The organism is Amycolatopsis sp. WGS_07 (assembly GCF_045278895.1).
Lineage (GTDB): Bacteria > Actinomycetota > Actinomycetes > Mycobacteriales > Pseudonocardiaceae > Amycolatopsis.
In genome coordinates, this window is the sequence record NZ_CP136053.1 from 1,164,152 (window position 1) to 1,185,582 (window position 21,431).

18 protein-coding genes are annotated in these 21,431 nt (G+C 68.2%); 8 read left to right on the forward strand and 10 right to left on the reverse strand.

Annotated features, from left to right (window positions below; genetic code table 11):
• Positions 1-32: 32 nt before the first annotated feature.
• The 3 genes from RPX00_RS05325 to RPX00_RS05335 form a co-directional block, all read right to left on the reverse strand.
• Positions 33-788, reverse strand: coding sequence for an SDR family NAD(P)-dependent oxidoreductase (locus tag RPX00_RS05325; protein WP_406638023.1), 756 nt, complete (start codon positions 786-788; stop codon positions 33-35).
• 98 nt (positions 789-886) lie between these two features.
• Positions 887-2,437 (reverse strand): FAD-dependent oxidoreductase, encoded by a 1,551-nt coding sequence (locus RPX00_RS05330; protein ID WP_406638025.1) that lies wholly within the window; start codon positions 2,435-2,437, stop codon positions 887-889.
• Positions 2,434-3,456, reverse strand: coding sequence for a methyltransferase (locus RPX00_RS05335; protein ID WP_406638026.1), 1,023 nt, complete (start codon positions 3,454-3,456; stop codon positions 2,434-2,436). The genes RPX00_RS05330 and RPX00_RS05335 overlap by 4 nt, the downstream gene beginning before the upstream one ends.
• A 253-nt stretch (positions 3,457-3,709) precedes the next feature.
• Here RPX00_RS05335 and RPX00_RS05340 point away from each other — a divergent pair, with 253 nt between their 5' ends.
• Positions 3,710-5,227: an FAD-dependent monooxygenase gene (locus RPX00_RS05340; protein ID WP_406638028.1), complete on the forward strand. Its 1,518-nt coding sequence runs from the start codon at positions 3,710-3,712 to the stop codon at positions 5,225-5,227.
• A gap of 253 nt (positions 5,228-5,480) precedes the next feature.
• The gene (locus RPX00_RS05345) at positions 5,481-9,155 is read left to right on the forward strand and encodes a multifunctional oxoglutarate decarboxylase/oxoglutarate dehydrogenase thiamine pyrophosphate-binding subunit/dihydrolipoyllysine-residue succinyltransferase subunit (protein WP_406638030.1); all 3,675 of its coding nucleotides are present in this window, start codon (positions 5,481-5,483) and stop codon (positions 9,153-9,155) included.
• A 57-nt stretch (positions 9,156-9,212) separates the two neighbouring features.
• Here the strand turns inward: RPX00_RS05345 and RPX00_RS05350 are convergent, their stop codons facing one another.
• Positions 9,213-9,662 carry a nitroreductase family deazaflavin-dependent oxidoreductase gene (locus RPX00_RS05350; RefSeq protein ID WP_406638032.1) on the reverse strand — a complete coding sequence of 150 codons (450 nt, stop codon included), beginning with the start codon at positions 9,660-9,662 and terminating at the stop codon, positions 9,213-9,215.
• A gap of 150 nt (positions 9,663-9,812) precedes the next feature.
• Between RPX00_RS05350 and RPX00_RS05355 the strand changes: the two genes are divergently transcribed.
• The 3 genes from RPX00_RS05355 to RPX00_RS05365 all read left to right on the forward strand — a co-directional run bounded on the left by RPX00_RS05355 (position 9,813) and on the right by RPX00_RS05365 (position 12,872).
• Entirely contained in the window at positions 9,813-11,051 is a 1,239-nt protein-coding gene (locus RPX00_RS05355) for an FAD-dependent oxidoreductase (protein ID WP_406638034.1), read from the forward strand.
• 76 nt (positions 11,052-11,127) lie between these two features.
• Entirely contained in the window at positions 11,128-12,339 is a 1,212-nt protein-coding gene (locus RPX00_RS05360; RefSeq protein WP_406638036.1) for an MFS transporter, read from the forward strand.
• Between the two features lie 5 nt (positions 12,340-12,344).
• A complete protein-coding gene (locus tag RPX00_RS05365; protein WP_406638037.1) occupies positions 12,345-12,872 on the forward strand; it encodes a GNAT family N-acetyltransferase in 528 nt (175 codons plus the stop codon).
• On the opposite strand, the gene RPX00_RS05370 is transcribed toward RPX00_RS05365, so the two are convergent.
• On the reverse strand, positions 12,826-13,467 hold the full coding sequence (locus tag RPX00_RS05370; protein WP_406638038.1) for a DUF5753 domain-containing protein: 642 nt from the start codon (positions 13,465-13,467) through the stop codon (positions 12,826-12,828). The genes RPX00_RS05365 and RPX00_RS05370 overlap by 47 nt on opposite strands.
• Positions 13,468-13,622: 155 nt before the next feature.
• Entirely contained in the window at positions 13,623-13,886 is a 264-nt protein-coding gene (locus tag RPX00_RS05375) for a hypothetical protein (protein ID WP_406638040.1), read from the reverse strand.
• A 184-nt stretch (positions 13,887-14,070) separates the two neighbouring features.
• On the opposite strand from RPX00_RS05375, the gene RPX00_RS05380 reads away from it, so the two are divergent.
• Positions 14,071-15,525, forward strand: coding sequence for a helix-turn-helix domain-containing protein (locus RPX00_RS05380; protein ID WP_406638042.1), 1,455 nt, complete (start codon positions 14,071-14,073; stop codon positions 15,523-15,525).
• An 18-nt stretch (positions 15,526-15,543) separates the two neighbouring features.
• Entirely contained in the window at positions 15,544-15,918 is a 375-nt protein-coding gene (locus RPX00_RS05385; protein WP_406638044.1) for a hypothetical protein, read from the forward strand.
• 15 nt (positions 15,919-15,933) lie between these two features.
• On the opposite strand, the gene RPX00_RS05390 is transcribed toward RPX00_RS05385, so the two are convergent.
• The 4 genes from RPX00_RS05390 to RPX00_RS05405 are packed head-to-tail and all read right to left on the reverse strand — an operon-like array spanning position 15,934 to position 19,305.
• Complete coding sequence (locus RPX00_RS05390; RefSeq protein ID WP_406638046.1) at positions 15,934-16,827, reverse strand: ABC transporter substrate-binding protein; 894 nt, start codon at positions 16,825-16,827, stop codon at positions 15,934-15,936.
• Positions 16,824-17,528 carry an ABC transporter permease gene (locus RPX00_RS05395; protein ID WP_406638048.1) on the reverse strand — a complete coding sequence of 235 codons (705 nt, stop codon included), beginning with the start codon at positions 17,526-17,528 and terminating at the stop codon, positions 16,824-16,826. The genes RPX00_RS05390 and RPX00_RS05395 overlap by 4 nt, the downstream gene beginning before the upstream one ends.
• Positions 17,525-18,217 carry an ABC transporter permease gene (locus tag RPX00_RS05400; protein WP_406638050.1) on the reverse strand — a complete coding sequence of 231 codons (693 nt, stop codon included), beginning with the start codon at positions 18,215-18,217 and terminating at the stop codon, positions 17,525-17,527. The genes RPX00_RS05395 and RPX00_RS05400 overlap by 4 nt, the downstream gene beginning before the upstream one ends.
• Positions 18,217-19,305 carry an ABC transporter ATP-binding protein gene (locus tag RPX00_RS05405; RefSeq protein WP_406638052.1) on the reverse strand — a complete coding sequence of 363 codons (1,089 nt, stop codon included), beginning with the start codon at positions 19,303-19,305 and terminating at the stop codon, positions 18,217-18,219. The genes RPX00_RS05400 and RPX00_RS05405 overlap by 1 nt, the downstream gene beginning before the upstream one ends.
• Positions 19,306-19,401: 96 nt before the next feature.
• Between RPX00_RS05405 and RPX00_RS05410 the strand changes: the two genes are divergently transcribed.
• Positions 19,402-20,826 carry a bis-aminopropyl spermidine synthase family protein gene (locus RPX00_RS05410; RefSeq protein WP_406638054.1) on the forward strand — a complete coding sequence of 475 codons (1,425 nt, stop codon included), beginning with the start codon at positions 19,402-19,404 and terminating at the stop codon, positions 20,824-20,826.
• Positions 20,827-21,431: the final 605 nt, after the last annotated feature.

Below are 21,431 nucleotides of genomic sequence, written 5' to 3' on the forward strand. Positions count from 1 at the left end.
GAAACGGCTTCCTGATCCTGGACCGGAAAAACTTAACGTCCACCTGATACTTCTGCGAACTGCCCGTTCGTATTGCCGTTGGCGGCCGAACAGAGGAACACTACGAGTTGCGCGACATCACCCGGACAGCTCAATCGGCCACTGGGCGTGATAGCTCGCTCGCTCTCCAGCACCGCCTCCGGAACCTGTTCCGCAACACGCGGAGTAACGGTCAGGCCAGGGAGAACGGTGTTGACCAGCACTCCGTCGCGGCCGACGTCCCAGGCGAGACTCGTGGCGAAACCGTGCAATGCGGACTTAACCGCACCATATGCCTCACGCCCCGGCTTGCCCGCCGTTGCCGCGCGCGACGAGATAAATGCGATCCGTCCCCATTTCTTCTCGCGCATACCGGGTAACACCTTCGCCACGGTATGCAGTACCGGAGCGATATTCACATTGATGAACGAAACGCAATCCTCCGTAGGTAGTTCTTCGAACAGTTTTCCCGGTTTGCGCAGCGCGCCGGGACTGATCGCATTCGCGACCAGCACGTCCACCGGGCCCCAGTGCTTCGCCACCCGCTCGACCGCCGCGTCCACACTGGCCAGATCGGCCAGGTCGTAGTGCACGGCCAGGCCCCGGTCCGGACCGCAGGCGCGCGCGACCTCCTCGGCCGCCTCGCGGTTGGCCCGGTAGGTCACCGCGACCTTGGCCCCTTCCGCGGCGAACGTGCGCGCGAGTTCGGCCCCGATCCCGCCGCTGCCGCCGGTCACGAGCACGACCTTGCCGGTCAGCCCCAGATCCACCTTCGCTCCTTACTCGCAGTGTGATGCGGAGGTCCGTGAAGGACTCCTTGAGGGAATCTGATTCCTGCAAGGAGTCTTTCACGGACCTCGCGTGCCCCTCAGACAGAAATGTGCGCGTGCCGCAGCACCGCGCGCACGACGGCGGCGGACATCTGGTCGCCGCGGTCGGCCACGTAGCCGTCCGGGCGGGCCAGGATCCAGCCCGTCGTCGAAAGGCCGAGCGCCCGCCGCAACGCGCCGTCGGCGTCCGGCAGATCGCCGCCCGGGCCTGCCACCTGCGGCACCAGCCATCCGCCCACGGCCGACAGATCGTCCCGCGGCGCCTCCGGGCCGAGCACCAGCGTCCAGCCCGGTTCGCGCAACTGCGCCAGCAACGCTTGCCACGCCGGGGTTTCCGCGTCGGCACCGGCGACGACCGACAGCCGTTCGCCCACCCGCGGCCCAGGCCCGTCAGCCGCGGAACCGTCGCTATAGGACAGTCCCAGCGCGGACATCCCGCCCATGATCTTGCGTTCCAGCTTGCCGCGCAGCGCCGAAACGTTGCGCATCACGCCGAACGCCACCGGCAACACCGCGGCGACGTACGGATTTTTCAGCTGTACCAGGAAAGTCGCCTTCTTCGTGGTACGCAGCAGCTCCGCGCCCACCGGCACCCGCTCGCGCGAGTAGCTGTCGAGCAACTGCTCGTCGGCGTGGCCGTCGATGACCATCGCCAGCTTCCACGCGAGGTTGTACGCGTCCTGCACGCCAGTATTCATGCCCTGCCCGGACGCCGGGCTGTGCACGTGCGCCGCGTCGCCAGCGACCAGACAGCGGCCGGACCGCATCGCCGGCACCATCCGTTGCTGGATGGAGAACACCGAAACCCACGTCGGCGGCGAAACCACGGTCGGCACGCCGGTCGCCGCGGACACCTTCTCCGAGAACCGCCGCGCTACCAGCGCATCGTCGCCGGAGCCGGAGTACGCGACGTCTCGGGTGTCGAGCAGCCGCCACTTGCCCTCGTCCGGGAACGGCACCATCATCACCGACCCGCCCGGGGTCCGGATGAGATGGATGCTGTCGCGCGGCAACGCGGTGTCCGCCTGCGCGTCGGCGATCAGCCAGGTCTCCGACGAATCGCCTTCGAGCTTCAGCCCCAGCTTCTTGCGCACCGCGCTGTGCCCGCCGTCGCAGCCGACCAGCCAGTCCGCCGAGGTCTCCTCGACCTGGCCGTCGCGTTCGAGCCGGACCTGGACCCCGTCGCCAGTGTCGGTGAAGCCAGCCAGCGCGACGCCCCATTCGACCTCGACGCCCTGCTTCGCCAGCGCGGTCCGCAGCACCTCCTCGGTGATGACCTGGTCGACCATCAACGTGAACGGCAGCCGCGTCGGCAGCCGCGAGTAGTCCGCCCGCAGGCCGACCATTCGCTTGCCGCGCATGTGAATCGTGAACGCGCGCACCTGCTGCCCGCGCGGCAGCAGGTCGTCGAGCACGCCCATCTGGTCGTAGATCTCCAGCGAACGCGGATGCGTGGCCAGCGCCCGGCTGGTCACCGCCGGCCCGGCCGCCCGGTCCACGATCCGCACCCGCACCCCGCGCCGAGCCAGTTCGTGCGCCGCGGTCAGCCCGACCGGCCCGGCGCCGACCACCAGGGCTTGCGCACTCACGGTTTCACCGCGACCACAACGGTGTCGTTGCCTCGCGGCAGGGTCGTGGCGGCCCGGAACTCCAGCCCGGCTTCGTCCAGCCACTTCCGCAGCTGCGGCACGGTGTATTCGGAGCCGCCGTCGGTGATCAGGCCGACGTTGATGCTGCCGATCAGGCTGCGCAAGTCCGGGTTCTCGGCGTCGAGGATCTGGTCGTACACGACGACCGCGCCCCCGCTCGGAATCGCGTTTTTGGCCCGCTGCAACAGTTCCACTCGCCGCTGCGGGTCCCAGTCGTGCAGCACGTGGCCAAACACGACCACGTCGGTCTCCGGCAACGGCGTCTCGAAGAAGTCGCCAGCGTGGAACGTGACCCGGTCCGCGACGCCCAGCTCCGCCATCAGCTCGTCAAAGTGCGGTTCGATCGGCGGCAGCTCGAACACGCCGCCGTGCAGATGCGGGTGCGCGAGGCACAGCTGCGCCGCGACATTGCCGCGCGCGCCGCCGACGTCAACGAAGCTCTTGTACGAGGACCAGTCGACGTGCTCGGCCAGCTGCGGCGCGACCAACGCGTTGTTCGCGTCCATGTGCACCAGAAAAGCCTTGGCGCGCACCGGATCCTCGTACAGCTTGGCGAACGCGCCGTGCCCGCCGATGTCCGCCTTCGGCTCCCCGTCGCGCAACGCCTCGGACAGCCTGCCCCACATCGCGTAGTGCCGCTGCGCGGTCGTGCGGACCCGCGCGCCGAGGTAGCCGCCGCCGGGCGCGCCCGGCACCAGCACCTCCGCGGTCGCCGGCGCGTTGCTGAACTTCTCGCCGTCGCGCTCCAGCAGGCCGAGCGCGGCCAGCGCGTTGAGGAAGTCGCCGGTGAACCGTTCGTGCAGACCGAGTTCCGCGCGGATCTCGTCGGCCGTCCGCGGCGCGGCGGCGAGCAGTTCGAACACGCCCAACTCGACCCCGCTGTGCAGGATCTTCGACTGGGTGAACAGCATGTTGAGGCGGGCGATCGCCTGTGCGTCCACGGTGGTGTGGGCAGTCATCCCGGGTCGTACCTGCCTTCCGTTTCGGTGGTCCGCGCGCGGGACCGCCGCGGAAACCCTCGTTTTCCGCGATGCTTCCGCCCGGGTCTCGAAGGCCCCTCGATGCGCTCTCGACCTCCGCCGACGCCCGCCCCGAGCCCGCCCGCGCACCGTCCAAAACCGCTCGGCGAGCGCTGAATCCCCAGCACAACGCGTATGGCCGCGAACCGGAGAGGTGCTCCAGGCTTGACGGACCGACAACAGGGATGGACACATGGGGAGCACCGGGATGGATGTCGACTTCGACGTGGTGATCGTGGGCGGCGGCCCGGTCGGGCTGATGCTCGCGAGCGAGCTGGGGCTGCAACCGGGCCGCGTGCTGGTGCTGGAACGGCTCGCCGAACCGAGCGGGCAGTCCCGTGCGCTCGGGCTGCACTCGCGCACCGTCGAGGTGCTCGACCAGCGCGGTCTGCTGCCGCGCTTCAGCGAAGGCGCGCCGGTGTGGCCGAAGGGCCACTTCGCCGGCATGCGCCTGCTCGATCTCAGCAAGCTCAACGGACGGCACACCTACGCGCTGATGGTCCCGCAGTCGCGCACCGAGGCGATCCTCGAAGAGCGCGCGCGGGAACTCAACGTCGAGATCCGCCGCGGGCACCGGCTCACCGAGCTGGAGAACGGCGCGGACGCGGTGGTCGCCACCGTCACCGGTCCGGACGGCGACGAGTACCGGATCCGGTCCCGCTACCTCGTCGGCTGCGACGGCGGCAGCAGCCTGGTCCGCAAACTGGCCGGCATCGACTTCCCCGGCACCGCCTCCAACATCGACGCGATGCTCGCCGACGTCCACCTCGACCAGGTGCCCGACGGACCGCACCTGGCCCGCTGCAAGGGCGGCGTGTTCGGCACCGTGCCGCTCGGCGGCGACCTCTACCGCGTCGTGTCGGTCGAGTTCCGCCCGCCGACCGCGCACCGCGACGACCCGGTCGAGCTGGAAGAACTCGCCGCCTCGGTCAAACGGGTCACCGACCAGGAACTCCAGATGCGCGACCCGGTGTGGCTGTCGCGCTTCGGCGACGCGACCCGCCAGGCCGCGCAGTACCGCAAGGGCCGGGTCATGCTCGCCGGCGACGCGGCGCACGTGCACTTCCCGGCGGGCGGGCAGGGCCTCAACACCGGCATCCAGGACGTGGTCAACCTCGGCTGGAAGCTCGCCGCGGTCGTCAACGGCGGCCCGGACGACCTGCTCGACACCTACCACTCCGAACGCCATCCGGTCGGCGCGCGCGTCTGCTTCAACACCCAGGCCCAGCTGGCTCTGATGGACCCGCGCCCGGAAATCGGCCCGCTGCGCGAGCTGTTCGGGACGCTGATGGAATTCGACGAGGTCAACCGCTACCTCGCGGAGATGATCACCGCGCTCGACGTGCGCTACCCGACCCAGCCCGCCTCGGACCACCCGCTGGCCGGGACCCGGGTGCCGGAGTGGTCGATCGTCGTGGACGGCCAGTCGACGACCACCATGAAGCTGCTGCACTCCGGCCGCGGCGTGCTGGTCGACCTCACCGACGGCCCAGCGGTGGCCCGCACCGCCGCCCCGTGGCTCGACCGGCTCGACCTCGTTTCCGGCTCCCCGTGCACCAGCGACCTCCCCGCCGCGTTCCTGCTCCGCCCGGACGGACACGTCGCCTGGCTCGCCGAAAGCCCCGACACCGACCCCGCCGACCTGCGCGAAGCCCTGCGCGCGTGGTTCGGACCAGCGCCGGTGCGCTCCCTGCCCGCCGCGGCGAGCTGACCTGGTGCGCGTCACAGGGGCAGGCGCTGTGGCCGGGATCACCCCAAACCCGCCGAGGTGACGGCAAACGGCCCTTGCGACGCGTACGGTGGGCCCTGCTGTCTGTCCGGCCTGGCCTCTCAACCGATCCAGACAATGACCTGTCTCACGAGCGTCCAGGTGGCGTGTTTCGGGCCACCGGCAGGGGACTAGCCTGGCGGTCAGCAGATGCTTGTGATATCGGATCGAGAATGGATAGAGGCGAGAGCCAGCCGTGGCCAGCAGCAGTCCCGCATCGCAGTTCGGTGCCAATGAGTGGCTCGTCGAAGAAATGTACGAGCGGTTTCTCGCGGACCCCCAGTCGGTAGACGCCGCCTGGCACGATTTCTTCGCCGACTACAAGCCCACTCCGGGCGGCAACTCCGCGCTGGCGGAAGGGAACGGGGAAGCCAAGGCCGCCGCGCCGGCTCCCGCCGCGAAGCCCGCCCCCGCGCCCGCCGCCAAGACCCCGGCCGCTCCGGCCCCGGCGGCCAAGGCCCCGGCAGCCAAGCCCGCCCCGGCCGCGAAGCCCGCGCCCGCCAAGTCCGCCCCGGCCGCGAAGGACGCCGAGCCGGAGTCCAAGCAGCTGCGCGGCGCCGCGGCGGCGATCGCCAAGAACATGGACGCCTCGCTGTCCGTGCCCACCGCGACCAGCGTGCGCGCGGTCCCGGCGAAGCTGATGGCGGACAACCGCATCGTCATCAACAACCACCTCAAGCGCACCCGCGGCGGCAAGATCTCCTTCACGCACCTCATCGGCTACGCCATGGTGCGGGCGCTGAAGGACTTCCCGAACATGAACCGGCACTACCAGCTGATCGACGGGAAGCCGTTCGCGGTCACGCCGGAGCACGTGAACTTCGGTCTTGCCATCGACATGAAGGGCAAGGACGACTCCCGCACTCTCGTCGTGGCCTCCATCAAGGCCACCGAGAACATGACCTTCATGCAGTTCTGGCAGGCCTACGAGGAGATCGTCAAGAAGGCCCGCACGAACAAGCTCACCGCGGACGACTTCGCGGGCACCACCATCTCGCTCACCAACCCGGGCGGCATCGGCACGAACCACTCGGTGCCGCGGCTGCAGGCCGGCCAGGGCGCGATCATCGGCGTCGGCGCGATGCAGTACCCGGCGTCGTTCGAGGGCACCAGCGAGAAGACCCTGGTCGACCTCGCGGTCAGCAAGATCATGACGCTGACCTCGACCTATGACCACCGCATCATCCAGGGCGCGGAGTCCGGCGAGTTCCTGAAGCGGATCCACGAGCTGCTGCTCGGCGAGGACGGCTTCTACGACGACGTCTTCACCAGCCTGCGGCTGCCGTACGAGCCGATCCGCTGGGTCGCCGACATCCCGGACGGCCCGGTCGACAAGACCGCGCGCGTCATGGAGCTGATCGAGGCGTTCCGGATGCGCGGCCACCTGATGGCCGACACCGACCCGCTGAACTACCGCCAGCGCAGCCACCACGACCTCGACGTGCTCAGCCACGGCCTGACCCTGTGGGACCTCGACCGCGAGTTCGCGGTCGGCGACTTCTCCAGCCGCGAGCGGATGAAGCTGCGCGACATCCTCGGCGTGCTGCGCGACTCCTACTGCCGCACGGTCGGCGTGGAGTACACGCACATCCTCGACCCCGAGGAGCGGCGCTGGATCCAGGAGCGCGTCGAGGTCCGGCACAGCAAGCCGGAACCGTCCGCGCAGAAGTACATCCTGTCGAAGCTCAACGCCGCCGAGGCGTTCGAGACCTTCCTGCAGACCAAGTACGTCGGCCAGCGGCGGTTCTCCCTGGAAGGCGGCGAGACCCTGGTCCCGCTGCTGGACACGGTGCTCGACAAGGCCGCCGAGGCCGAACTGGACGAGGTCGTCATCGGCATGCCGCACCGCGGCAGGCTGAACGTGCTGGCGAACATCGTCGGCAAGCCGATCAGCCAGATCTTCCAGGAGTTCGAGGGCAACCTCGACCCGGGACAGGCGCACGGCTCCGGCGACGTGAAGTACCACCTCGGGGCCGAGGGCAAGTACTTCCGGATGTTCGGCGACGGCGAGACCCGGGTGTCGCTGGCGTCCAACCCGTCGCACCTGGAGACCGTCGACCCGGTGCTCGAGGGCATCGTCCGCGCCAAGCAGGACGTCCTCGACAAGGGCGGCGAGGGCTACACCGTGCTGCCGGTCCTGATGCACGGCGACGCGGCCTTCGCGGGTCAGGGCGTCGTGGCCGAGACGCTGAACCTGGCGCTGCTGCGCGGCTACCGCACCGGCGGCACCGTGCACATCGTGGTCAACAACCAGGTCGGCTTCACCACCGCGCCGGAGCACTCGCGGTCCTCGCAGTACGCCACCGACGTCGCGAAGATGATCGGCGCGCCGGTCTTCCACGTGAACGGCGACGACCCCGAGGCCGCGCACTGGGTCGCGAAGCTGGCGGTCGACTACCGCCAGGCGTTCCACAAGGACGTCGTGATCGACCTGATCTGCTACCGCCGCCGCGGCCACAACGAGGGCGACGACCCCTCGATGACCCAGCCGGCGATGTACGACATCATCGACACGAAGCGCTCGGTCCGGAAGATCTACACCGAATCGCTGATCGGCCGCGGCGACATCTCCGTCGAGGAGGCCGAGGCCGCGCTGCGCGACTTCTCCAGCCAGCTCGAGCACGTCTTCAACGAGGTGCGCGAACTGGAGAAGCACCCGGCCAAGGCGAGCCCGTCGGTCGAGGGCGAGCAGCAGATCCCGGCGAAGGTCACCACCGCCGTGTCGCGCGAGGTCGTCGAGAAGATCGGCGACGCGTTCGTCAACCTGCCCGAGGGCTTCACCCCGCACCCGCGGGTCAAGCCGGTCATGGAGCGCCGCCACAAGATGTCCCGCGAGGGCCACATCGACTGGGCGTTCGGCGAACTGCTCGCGTTCGGGTCGCTGGCGCTGGAAGGCCGTCTCGTGCGGCTGTCCGGCCAGGACTCCCGGCGCGGCACCTTCACCCAGCGGCACTCGGTGTTCATCGACCGCAAGAACGGCCAGGAGTACTCGCCGCTGCAGCACCTGGCCGACGGCCAGGGCCGCGTGATGATCTACGACTCGGCGCTGTCGGAGTACGCGGCCGTCGGCTTCGAGTACGGCTACTCGGTGGCGAACTCCGACGCGCTGGTGATGTGGGAAGCGCAGTTCGGCGACTTCGTCAACGGCGCGCAGACCGTGATCGACGAGTACATCTCCTCCGGCGAGGCCAAGTGGGGCCAGCGCTCGGACGTCGTGCTGCTGCTGCCGCACGGCCACGAGGGCCAGGGCCCGGACCACACGTCCGGCCGGATCGAGCGGTTCCTGTCGCTGTGCGCGGAAGCGTCGATGACCGTCGCGGTGCCCTCCACCCCGGCGAACTACTTCCACCTGCTGCGCCGGCACGCCCTCGACGGCATCCAGCGTCCGCTGATCGTCTTCACCCCGAAGTCGATGCTGCGCAACAAGGCGGCGACCTCGGACGTCGAGGACTTCACCGGCCAGAGCCGGTTCCTGTCGGTCATCGACGACGCCACGCAGGACCCGGCGAAGATCCGCAAGGTGCTGCTCACCTCGGGCAAGCTCTACTGGGAGCTGGTGGCCGAGCGCGAGAAGCGCGGCGCGGACGACGTCGCGATCGTGCGGATCGAGCAGTACTACCCGCTGCCGAAGAAGAAGCTGCTGGCCGCGGTGGAGCGCTACTCGAACGCGCAGAAGATCACCTGGGTCCAGGAGGAGCCGGAAAACCAGGGCGCGTGGCCGTTCTTCGGCCTCAACCTGCCCCGGAAGTTCCCGGAGTTCTTCACCGGACTCGACGTCGCGGCGCGCCGCCCGATGGCCGCCCCGTCGGCCGGTTCGTCCAAGGTGCACGAGGTCGAGCAGAAGGCGCTGATCGCCAAGGCATTCGACTGAGCCACGGCTAGCTGAAGGCCGCCGCGGGACCCGTTCCCGCGGCGGCCTTCGCCATTCTCACGCCGCTTCCACCCGAAACACCGCGATCCGCGCCGCAGCCGCCGCGACCCCGTCCGGCGTCGGCGACTCCGCCAGCCCAGTCGTGACATAACGCTTCCCCACACTCGCCGGTCCAGCCGCCACCACCTCCCGCAGCACCGGCCCCCGCTCCTCCACCGGCAACTCCACGAACCGCACCCGCCGCGGCCGCCGCCCGCGAGACAACGTCCCCTCGCCAGCCGCCCGTACGTTCGCGACCCACGCCGCTTTCGGGAACGCCTGGATCAGGTACTGCTCGCCCCGAACCTTCAATACCGCCAACGGAAACGTCCGAGGCTCGCCGCTGCGCCGCCCGGGGACGGTGAGCAGTTCCATCGGCCCGAACGCGAGCCCCGCGCGCTGCAGGGCGGTGATGACCCGGTTGATCGTGTTGACTTTGCGCCGGTATCCGGCCGCCTTGGTGTCCATGGCCCCGAGCGTACGCCCAATTCATACGAGTTCCATACTTTCTCGAACTCGTAGACATACCTTCTGGTTATGCCCGGGGTACCGGGAAAGCAGTGGCGGCGCACTGAGCGGACCGCGTTCACTGGTTGACAAACCCTGAGGAGGGCAGAAGTGCACTACGACGTCGTCGTGGTCGGAGGCGGTGCTGGGGGTATCGCCTCCGCGGCCGGGGCGGCGCGGACCGGGGCACGGGTGCTGCTGGTGGAGCAGTACCCGTACCTGGGCGGCGCGGCGACGATCAGCTCCGTGCTGACGCTGTGCGGCTTCTTCGACCAAACCGGGGAACAGGTCGTCGCGGGCGTCGGCGAGGACGTCCTGCGGCGGCTGCGGCACCGTGGTGCCTACGAAGAAAAGACGATGGGCTGGACCGGCAACAAGATCGTCCTGCTCGACCTGGAAACCACCAAGGTGGTCTACGACGAACTCGTCGCCGACGCCGGCGTGGACGTCCTGTTGCACACCAAGCTCATCGGCGCGAAGCGGACGCACGGCGTGGTCACCGAGGCCGACCTGCACCACCGCGGCGGCCTGGAGCGCGTCACCGCGGGCGCGTTCATCGACGCCAGCGGCGACGGCGCGCTCCTCGCCGCCGCTGGCGCCGCCGTCCGCATCAACCCGCTGCGCGACCGGCAGACCAGCACCCTCGTCTGCCGGTTCTCCGGCGTCCCCGACGACGCCGATCTTTCGCGAGAGGGCCTGCGCGCCGCCGTCGCCGCGTACCGGCAGGAAACCGGCGTCCAGCTGGCCCGCGACTACGGCATCGCCGTGCATTTACCCTTGACCCGCAACGTAATCGCGCTCCTGGTGGACGAGCAAACCGACGTACTGGACGCCGCCGCGTTAAGCCGCGACGAAGCCAACGCGCGCCAGCAAGCCTGGCGATACCTCGACGCACTCCGCAAACACCTCCGCGGCTGGTCGTCCGCACGCCTGGAGGAAACCGGCCCGCAGCTAGGCATCCGCGAAGGACGCCACCTGGTCGGCCGCGAACAACTCACCGGCCGCGACGTCCGGACCGCCCGCAAACGCCCGGACGCGTCCATCGGCCGCTGCGGCTGGCCGATCGAAGACCACGCGGGCCCGGGCATCACCCGCTACGAACCGATCGCCAACCGAGGCTGGTACGACCTGCCCTACGGCGCGATCTGCTCCGCCGACACCGCGAACCTCTGGGCCGCCGGCCGCCTGACCAGCTCAGACGACGACGCCTACGCCTCGGTCCGCGTCATGGGCACCGCCTTCGCGACCGGCCACGCCGCCGGAATCGCCGCCGCGCAGTACGTCGACGGCCGAGCCCACGACGTCCGCGCGATCCGCGCCGAACTGCACCGCCAAGACGCGCTGGCCTGATCCGCCACCCTCCCGGCTTGACCCGACACACCCGGTAACGGGAACCTTCCGGAACCATTCCCCGGAAGGAGCCCCCATGCCGAGCCGCTATCGCTGGGTCGTCCTGCTGCTCTGCTGGGCGGTGTTCACGATGACCTCGGTCGACCGGTCGACCTGGGGCCCAGCGTCGTCAGCGGTCAGCGATTCCCTAGGCGTCCCGCTCGCCGCGCTCGGGATCTTCGCCACCTGCTACTACATCGGCTACGTCATCTCCAACACCGCGGGCGGCTTCCTCTCGGATTGGATCGGCAGCCGCGCCGTCCTCGGCGTCAGCTCACTGGTCGCAGGCGTCCTGATGGTTCTCTTCGGCTCCACCACGTCGATCGCCTGGGGCCTGACCCTGCAAGCCCTGCTGGGCCTGTTCGCGGGCGTCGACTTCTCCGCTGGCCTGAAACTGATCACCTCGTGGTTCCGTCCAGAGGAGCACGGGCTAGCAAGCGGCATCTTCATGACCGCAACCTCACTGGGCACCGTAGTAGCGAACGCCGTCGTCCCCACCCTGGTGAAAACCAGCGGCTGGCCAGTCTCGTACCACCTCTTCGGCGGCGTCACCATCGCCCTCGGCCTGCTGTGCCTGGCCTTCATCCGCAACGGCAGCACCGCAACCAGCTCCGCCCTGCCTGACCCCCGCCCCCTCTTCCGCAACCGCGACCTACTGCTGCTGGGCTTAGCCGGTTTCGGCGGCCTGTGGGGCACCTACGGCTTCGTCACGTGGTCCAACACCCTGATGATCCGCGGCGAACACATCGACCCGGTGCGGGCGGGCGTAGTACTGGTGATCTTCTCCGGCACAGCGGTAGCCATCAAACCCCTGATCGGCTGGCTCACCGACAAAATCGGCCTAGGCAGGCGAATCCCCATCATCGCCGTCCTCGTCCTCTTCGGTGCCGCCCTGCTGACCTTCGGTTCCCTAAGCAGCTACAGCGCTTTCCTAGTGGTAGCCCCGATCCTGGGCATCGGCGCCTACGCCTACAGCCCGCTCACCGCCGCCATGATCCCCGCCCTGACCGGCGCGGGCCTAGCCGGTTCCGCCGCGGGCGCGGTGAACGCGTTCTGGCAACTGGGCAGCGTCATCGTGCCCGCCGTAGTCGGCCCGGTCTTCCACGCGACCGGCTCGTTCTACTCAGCGTTCCTCACCCTGGCCGCAGGCCCCATCCTGGGCGCGGCAGTCCTCCTCTTCATGCGCGACGACCGCCCTTCGCGCCCGCCGAAATCAATTTCCGCACAACCCGCCACTAGGGGAGACTGAGCACCATGCAGATCCGCCAGTCCACCGCCGACGACGCCCCCGCGATCCACGCCGTGCACACCGCCGCTTTCCGCCCGCACAACCCCAACGTCACCGGCGAAATCCCGGAAGCGAAACTAGTCACCGAACTCACCGCCGACGGCGATCTGCTCCCCGCCCTCTCCTTCGTCGCAGTCCAAGACGGCGAGATCATCGGCCACGCCTGCTCCAGCCCCGGCCGCCTAGGCGACGACCCCAACGCCGCCATCGGCTTCGGCCCGCTAGGCGTACACCCCGACCACCAACGCAGCGGCTCAGGCTCCGCCCTGGTCCACGCGACGATCGGCGCCGCCAACGCACTGGGCTACGGCCTGATCGTCCTCCTAGGCGACCCCGGCTACTACTCCCGCTTCGGCTTCGTACTGGCCGAGACGCTCGACATCACTCCGCCGGTACCGGAGTGGACCCCACACTTCCAGGCACTCCGGCTAGCCGCGTACGACCCGGTTAACCGAGGCGCATTCCGTTATGCAGCAGCCTTTGACCGGCTCTGAGCCTTCCGCATAGGAACTCCACAGTCTCCTCCTCGCTCAGCGCCAACCTGCGCAGCGACGCGACGACAGGTTGGTGCCTGCCGTTGGCCTTGTCCTCAAAGAGAAATGTGGCAGTGCCATGGTGCTGCAAGTGCACCACGGCAGCATTAGCCGTTCGGTACAACGTGAAAGGCCCCGAAAGCCCGGGATGCCAGCCGACGCCTGCCGGAACCATCCGAACCAGCGGACCTGCTGCCGCTTCGGCCAAGAAACAAAGCTGCCGTCCCATCGTGCCCGCATCACCCACCACAGTGGATAGAGCATTCTCGCCGACATAAGCTTCAACGGGCACCGAACAATCACAGCTCGCGGCGGATGAGGCTATGCGGCCGTACTCCGCGGTCTGCAGCATGCGCGGAATGAGGAGCGGATGCCAGGTGATCACGGTTGTCGCCGTCTGCTCTAGCGACGAGACGATGTCGGCGGTCGTTTGACCGCTTCCGGCAACCCAGTCCGCCCTCAGCACACCGCGCGCCAACACGAGCAATTCTTCCTTGCGCTGACCAGTAATGCCAAGAGCGCCGAGAACACCGGCAACTTCCTCCGCGCTCGGCACTCGAAGAGCCACCTCCCAACTCGACAACAGCGCGGCATTGACCCCGACCCGCCGCGCCAGCTCCCGCAATCCGAACCGCGCATCAACTCGCGCCCGACGCAGCGCGACGCCAAGGGCTCTAGCGCGCGGCGTCAGCGCACTCGTGCCTCGTCCTCTCAATGCTGTCGAGCCGCCCGGTGCCCGAACGGAACGACCCAGCCGAGCGACTGCCGGTAGATCAGATCGCAGTACTGGCACTGCGTGAGCGGCCCGTGCACGCTTCGCTGGTCGTAGCGTTCGAACGCGGCGGAGGCGATCAGACCGCACAGCATCGTCACCGGCTGGCCCGGGTCGGGAACCTCGGTCACGTCGGTCCGGTGCCAGACGCGTTCGACCACCGGGTGAATATGTGCGAGATCCAGGTAAATCACTGCGTCCATCCCAACCTCCGTCGATGCTCGCCGGTGTCCTGGACCAAGGTTCGCGGCGTCGACCGCCAGCGGCTATCGCGATCTCGCAGTGGAAAAAATGCGCCCGGCGCATACGCACCGCGCATAGAGACTGTCTAGGCTGGTGACACACGGAGCCACGGGACTTCCACGTGGAGTAAGGACCGGGTACGAGATGGGGATGCGCCCGAACGCGCGGCACTGTCGCTGCGGAGCGCGGCTGGCCGGGGACCACCGCGGCAGCTTGTGCGCGTCCTGCCGGAACCAGCGACGGAACACGCTGGTCAGCGCCCCGAACGTCCCGGCGGAATTCTGGCACACCGACCAGATGCGGGAGGCGGTCGATGCCTGGCACATGGGCCGGATCATCCAGACCTACCGCTACCACCCGTGGCACGGTCGCCCGCTGTCACAGAGTGTGGTCGCGGCTTGGTTCGGTCTCACTCAATCGCAACTCAGCAGGATCGAGAACGGACCCGCCCCGCAAGACCTCGCCACACTCATCCTGTGGGCGGGAGTTCTTCGGATCCCAGGCGAGTTGCTGTGGTTCAAAGTGCCAGCCGCCAGCACGACCGCGGAGCCTATCGCCAGCGAAGGGCGGGACGACGTGAACCGTCGAGAAGTGCTGCGCCTCCTGAGCCTCGCGGGCAGTCTGCTCGCCCTACCCGCCGCGGAGCAGCTTGATCTCGACCGGCTGGCAGCCGCCGGATCCCGCCCCGGCGGGCTCGACCGGGGAACTCTCGACGAGTACGGCAAGGTCAACGCGCAACTCTGGCGCACCTTCGCGCAGTCCAAGTCCAAACGCCTGGCCTTCCCAGTCGTGCACAACCAGCTGTCCGTTCTGAACCAGGCCTTGCACGAACCGCAATCCCCGACCACCCGCCGTCGGCTGTGCCTGCTCGCGGGGGATCTGTTCCAGCTGTGCGGGGAGATCTTCTTCGACAGCGACCAGTACACGGATGCGGCACAGTGCTATTCACTGGCCGCGACCGCGAGCAAGGAAGCGGGAGCCTTCGACCTCTGGGCTTGTGCGATGACCAGGCACGCCTTTCTGAGTGTCTACGAACGCAGATTCACTGACGCGGCTCCGCTCCTCGGCGGTGCCGCCGCTCTCGCCGAGCGAGGCGACTCCAGCCTTGCCACCCGGCATTGGGTCGCCGCGGTGCAGGCACAGACTTATGCCGGGCTCGGCGACCTGTCGGCGTGCGAGCGTGCGCTCGACACCGCGGAGCAGGTCACGCGACTCACCGGTCCGGTACGCACAAGCGGCTGGCTGCGTTTCGAAGGCTCCCGGCTGGCCGAAGAACGCGGCCGCTGCTACGTCGAACTGCGCCGCCCGGAGCTGGCGGAGGTCGCCCTCACCGACGCACTCGACCAGAACATCTCCGCCCGCAGGCGAGGAAGCCTGCTGGCCGACCTCGCGATGGTCGGCGTACAGCGCCGGGACACCGACCAACTCGTCATGTACGGCAACGCGGCCTTGGACGCGTCCAGGCAGACCGGTTCGGCCGGCTACGTAGGCCGGATGCTGCACAACCTCCGCCCGCAGTTGAAGCCGTTCCTGGCAGACAGTCACGTCCGGCATCTCGACCAGCAAATCGTCCAGCTCAAGACCGTCTCAGCCGTCTGACTCCCAAGGAGCGCCATCGTGCCCGAGGAACCCGGCCGGATCTTCCGCGACGCCTGGATCGCCGGTGTCAAGCGGCATTTCCCCGGCGAGCCCAAGCCCGGCTACATCACGCCGTGGGAGGAAACGCCGGACTGGGAGCGAGCCAGCGCGACCGCGGTTTACGCACAGGTCCGACAGTTCGTCGAGGTTTCCGGTGGCAACACGGCCAAGCTGAGCCGGGCGCAGAAGAGCCGCTTCGTGGCGTTGTGCTGGATCGCGCAGATCTACCAGCACATCCCGGACCCGAAACCGGCATACGTCGCCGATTGGGACCAGCTCCCGCAGTGGCAGCAGGAGACCGACGCCGACATTTTCGAAGCTATCGAGACCCTCGTGAGTGGCAAACCCGGTTAGAACCGGCATTGCCACTCACGAGGACGCCAACCCATTCCGCCGCAAAAACTCCTCAGCGACGTCCTTAGCGTTCCGCTTCTCATCCGTATACTGCACGTTCAACTCAGTCAGCTGCTCCGTAGTCAACGCCGCCGAAACCCGATTCAGCGCCGCCGTCTCAGCGTCATTCAAAGTCCCCTTGGCCACCAACGGCACAATATTCTGCGCCGGGAACATGTGCTTGTCGTCATCCAACGGCACAAACCCATTGGACGCGATAGTCGCCGACGTGCTGAACAAATCCGCCACCTGCACGTCGCCCGACTTCAACGCCGCCACCGTCACCGGCCCACCGGCGTCCGTAGTGCGGATTTCCTTGAACTCACACCCGTACAGCTGCTTGATCCGGTCCTTCCAGCGGCTGCTCCACTGGCCCGGCCCGCCCATGACCAGGCCCTTGCACCGCGGCCCGAGATCCGAGAAGGTCTTCACCCCGGTGGCCGCGAGTTCCTTGCCCACCACGAGCAAATCCTTGTCCTGCGCGGGCGATTGGTCGAGAACGGTAAACCCCGCCGGGATCTTCTGCTTGAGCTGAGCGTAAACGTCTTCCGAAGTGGTCGCCGCGGTGTTCTTGTCGAAATACCGCAGCAGGTTCCCCGAATAATCCGGCACCACCGACAGAGACTTGTCCTGCAAAGCTTTCACCACGACCTCGCGGCTGCCGACCGGCGGCCGCACCGTCACGTTGTGCGCGCCGACATTCCGCAAAGCCCCGGCATAAATCTGGGCCAGCAAAGAACTTTCCCCGACGTCGGACGCGCCGATGATGATGTCGCCGGTATTGCCGCCCTCGCCGCCACCGGCCAGCGGGTTTCCGCACGCCGAAGCCAGCAGCGCCAAACCGGCCACCAGGATCCCCCACCGCTTCACGCCGTTCCTCCCGCAGCCACTGCCCGGCCGGACGCTGCCTGCGCCGCCAACCGCACTCCCTTGGGCACCAACGCCCGTTGCGCCGCCGCTAGCAGCAGATCGACCACGATGGCCAGCAACGCGGTGAGAATCGCGCCCGCGACGACCTCGGTGTAGTCCAAAATGGCCAGTCCGTCGAGCAGGAACCGGCCGAGGCCGCCGAGACCGACGTACGCGGCCACTGCGGCGGTCGCGATCAGCTGCAGCACCGCGTTGCGAATTCCGCCCAGCACCAAGGGAAGCGCGATCGGCACCTCCACTTTCCACAGTCGCTGCCAGCCGGTCATCCCAATGCCCTGGGCCGCGTCGACGACATCGTGCTCGGCTGCCTGCAGACCGGCGTAAGTGCCTGCCAGCACCGGCGGGATCGCCAGCACCACCAGGCCGATGATCGTCGCCGTCGTGCTTTCGGTAAAGAGCAGGAACAGGAACGTGACGAGCCCGAGCGTCGGCAGCGCGCGGATCGCGTTGCCAGCGCCCACCAGCACAACGCCGCCGCGCCCGGTGTGGCCCACGAACAGTCCAATCGGGATCGCGATCACCAGCGCGATCACCAGCGCCAGCGCGACGTAACCGACGTGCTGCGCCAGCCGCGCGAGAATGCCGCCCGAACCCTGCCAGTTCGCGGCGGTGGTGAACCAGGTGAAAACGTCGCCGATCATCCCGCCACCTCCGTGACGGGCGCGCGGCCCGCTCTCTCCCAAGGCGTCAGCAGATTGCGCAGAAACACCAGCAGCAGATCGACAATCAGCGCGAGCAGCATCGTCAGCACAATTCCGACCACAATCGGCGAGAAATACTCCCGCTGGAATCCGTCGGTGAACATCACGCCCAGCGCGCCGGTCCCGATCAACGCACCGACACTGACCAGGCTGATATTGCTCACGGACGCCACCCGCACGCCAGCGGCCAGCACCGGCACCGCGAGCGGCAGCTCGACACTGAAGAACCGGCGCGGCGCACGGTAGCCAATCGCCGTGGCAGCAGCGACAATGTGCGGTGGCACCGCTTCCAGCGCGTCCAGCACCGGTCGCACCAGCAGCGCGGTGGTGTAGATGGTCAGCGCGACGATCACGTTGACGCTGTCGAGAATCTTCGTGCCGATAATGCCGGGAATCACCACGAAAAGCGCCAGCGACGGAATCGTGTACAGCAGATTTCCGACCACCAGCAGCACACTGCGCGCGGGCCGCCAGCGATGCCCGAGCCAGCCGAACAGAATCGCCAGCACAATGCCCGCGACCAACGACACCAGCGCGAGATAAATGTTGTCGAGAAGATTGGCCAGGATTTCGCCGCGGTTGTTCGCGCTCGACAGATAGCGGCCGAGTTCGCCGAAGAAGTCGCCCATCAGGACGCCTGCGGGGAGGCCTCGATTACATCCAAGACCTGGTGCGCGACCACCGTCCCGAGCACGCGGTTCTCGTCATCGACCACGACACCGAGGCTGGCCGGCGACGACAGCGCCGCGTCGAGCGCGCCGCGGATCGGCGTGCCCTGCACATACAGCGATCCGCCTGCCACGAGGTCGGTTTCGGCCAACGGACCGTCCACAGTAGAGCCCGGCGGCAGCCAGCCACGGGGTTGCTTCTCGTCGTTCACCGCGAGCAGCCAGCCCTTCGACGGACCGTCGATCTTGCTGCCGAGGTCGACGGTGTGCGCGGGCGACACCTCGACTCCGCTGGCCGGCAGGAAGGAAAGCCCGCGATACCCGCGATCCCGGCCGACGAACGACGCGACGAAATCGTCCACCGGATGCCGCAACACGTCGGCGGGCGTGCCGTACTGCGCGAGCTTCCCGCCGACGCGCAGCACCGCGACCTTGTCGCCGAGCCGCACCGCCTCGTCGATGTCGTGTGTGACGAACACGATTGTCTTGCCCAGCTGGGATTGCAGCCGCAGCAGCTCGTCCTGCAGCCCCTCCCGGACCACCGGGTCGACCGCGGAAAACGGCTCGTCCATCAGCAACACCGGCGAGTCGGCCGCGAGCGCACGCGCCACCCCGACGCGCTGCTGCTGCCCACCCGACAGCTGCGCCGGATACCGCTTCCCCAGCTCCGTCGGCAGGCCGACCGTTTCGAGCAACTCACCCGCGCGGGCGCGCGCTTTGCGTTTGTCCCATCCGGACAGCAGCGGCACGGTGGCGATGTTGTCGAGCACTGTCCGGTGCGGAAAGAGACCGGCGTGCTGAATGACATAACCGATGCCGCGGCGCAGCACCGCCGGGTCGCCTTCGCTGACGTCCTTGCCGTCCAGCAGCACCGCACCCGAGGTGGGCTCGACCATCCGGTTGATCATCCGCAGCGAGGTCGTCTTGCCGCAGCCGGACGGACCGACGAACACCGTGATCGTGCCGTCTTCCACGGTAAGCGAGAGGCCGTCGACCGCGACCGTGCCGTCCGGATAGCGTTTGACGACGTCTCGAAATTCGATGGTCACAGACTTCTCCCCACGTCCGGTGCAGAGTCCGACGGTAGCCCACTCGCGCAGCCTTGGCAGCCCGTCCCGCAGGGTGGCCTACTACTCTCGGACCCCGTGACCGCCCTAGACGACGTCCTCGCCGCACACGGTGCCGCCGTCCGCCCGCTCTACGAAGTGCTCGGCCTGCTGCGCAGCGGCTCGTACGAATTGGCCGACCTAGTGCGGCTCACCGCTGCCCCGCGCCGAAGCGTCGAAGACCTCCTGGCGGCGCTGGAACCAGACCTCGAACGCTCCGCCGCCGGCGTCCGAATCGCCCCGGAATCGCGCGCCGCCTACGCGTCGTACTCCCTGCCGCCCCTGCCCGACCCCCTAGACGCCGCCGTCGCCGCACAACCCGCCCTGCTCACCATGCTCGCCGAACGAATCGCCGCCGTCCCGCCGCCGCTGGCCGCCCTGGACCACGTGCAAGCGACTCCCGAGACAGTGCTGCGCCGCGCGTTGTGGCTGAACTCTCGCTACGACCTCCGCCGCAGCAAAGTCCTCTTCCTAGGCGACCACGACCTGACGTCCCTCGCTGTGCGCGCCGTGTGCCCAGAAGCCGAACTGTCCGTAGTGGACCTGGACGAACGCGTTCTGTCCTACCTGGACACCACCGGCGAACGCACCATCTTCACCGCACACGCCGACCTGCGCGTCGGCCTGCCACCCGCTCTGACCGGCAAAGCAGACCTGGTGTTCAGCGACCCGCCCTACACCCCCGAAGGCATGGGCCTCTTCGCCGCTCGCGCGGTGCAAGCCCTCCGCGAGCCAACCGAAGGCCGAATCCTCCTGGCCTACGGCTACAGCCCCCGCCACCCCGCTCTAGGCGCACAGGTGCAGCGCTCCCTCGCCACCCTGGGCCTGACCTTCGAAGCGATCCTCCCCGACTTCAACCGCTACACCGGCGCACAAGCAATCGGCAGCGCAGCGGATCTGTACGTCTGCCAGCCCACCGCGAAGGCGAAGAAATCCTTCTCCCGCAAGGGAAGCTCCGCGATCTACACGCACGGCCCGCAGTCAGTAGAATCCGCCGGCACCAAACCAGGCCTGCTAGCCGCCGCCCGAGAAATCGCCTCCGAAGGCGGCCTATCCCTGGAAACCCGCCCCGTCGGCTGGGCCACCTCCGCCCCCGAAGGCGACGCGGTCGCGATGGACCTCTCCGCAGACCCCGGCCCCTGGCTCCTGCGCACCCTGCTGGGCACCAACGCCCGCCGCCTAGCGCTGCTCCTGCCGAACAACCACCCCGACCTGGCGGACGCGGCCGCACAGGAGTCCCTGACGTCGCTGGTGGCGGACAAATACCGCCTGCGCCTCCTCCGCAGCACCCCCGACAACCGCCACGCCATCGTCGCCGCCGACCTGGTAGACCACCCATCCGACCTGCTGACCCGCGCCCACGCGAGACTGGCGAACGCCGCACTGAACGTCCCGGAGGACTTGGCGAACCTGCGCCTGGTGGACGTACCCCGACACCGCCTGGCCGAACTGCTCCCCGGCTGAGCGGCCAGATTGAAGCACGCTGTGCGGCTAGATTGAAGGCAGTAGAGCGGCCAGATTGCAGTCACCCTAGCGGCCAGATTGAAGACAACGTGGCGGCCAGATTGCAGTCTCCGCCCCCGACCAGAACATTCGCTCCTGGCTGCTCGCGCGCGGCTTCTGCTGCCAACCAGCGTCCGTGAGGGAAACCCTCACAGACCTGGATTCCCATCCCCGGGAACTTAAGGCAGGTGGCTTCAGCCCGCCGACCGTCCATACAGGACGCCAAGCCAGGCGAAATGCCCGATTTACACCCAAATGACCGAGTCCACAGGTCCTTGATGGGCTCCTTGAAGGAATCAGATTCCCTCAAGGAGCCCTTCACGACCCTCCCCGCCGCGGAAGCGCCCCAAGGCGGCACCAAGCGCATCCAACGCACCCAATGCCACATCGGCGCGCCAGCCCCACTCCCCACCAAAGCGCCCAACCCACCAGCGCACCCACACCACCCCCGCACCCCGATACGAAGCCACAATGCGGTCTGAGGGTGCTTGTCAAGGCATCTTTCCCGCCTTGACAAGCACCCTCAGACCGTCATCACAATCAAGCTTCGGGGTGCCCCCACGAAC

Bases quoted from the DNA above. Each gene is read 5' to 3' on its own strand.
- RPX00_RS05400 (WP_406638050.1), bottom strand. From the start codon at position 18,217: ATGGGCGACTTCTTCGGCGAACTCGGCCGCTATCTGTCGAGCGCGAAC.
- RPX00_RS05335 (WP_406638026.1), bottom strand. From the start codon at position 3,456: ATGACTGCCCACACCACCGTGGACGCACAGGCGATCGCCCGCCTCAAC.
- RPX00_RS05365 (WP_406638037.1), top strand. From the start codon at position 12,345: ATGCAGATCCGCCAGTCCACCGCCGACGACGCCCCCGCGATCCACGCC.
- RPX00_RS05360 (WP_406638036.1), top strand. From the start codon at position 11,128: ATGCCGAGCCGCTATCGCTGGGTCGTCCTGCTGCTCTGCTGGGCGGTG.
- RPX00_RS05340 (WP_406638028.1), top strand. From the start codon at position 3,710: ATGGGGAGCACCGGGATGGATGTCGACTTCGACGTGGTGATCGTGGGC.
- RPX00_RS05350 (WP_406638032.1), bottom strand. From the start codon at position 9,662: ATGGACACCAAGGCGGCCGGATACCGGCGCAAAGTCAACACGATCAAC.
- RPX00_RS05375 (WP_406638040.1), bottom strand. From the start codon at position 13,886: ATGGACGCAGTGATTTACCTGGATCTCGCACATATTCACCCGGTGGTC.
- RPX00_RS05395 (WP_406638048.1), bottom strand. From the start codon at position 17,528: ATGATCGGCGACGTTTTCACCTGGTTCACCACCGCCGCGAACTGGCAG.
- RPX00_RS05380 (WP_406638042.1), top strand. From the start codon at position 14,071: ATGGGGATGCGCCCGAACGCGCGGCACTGTCGCTGCGGAGCGCGGCTG.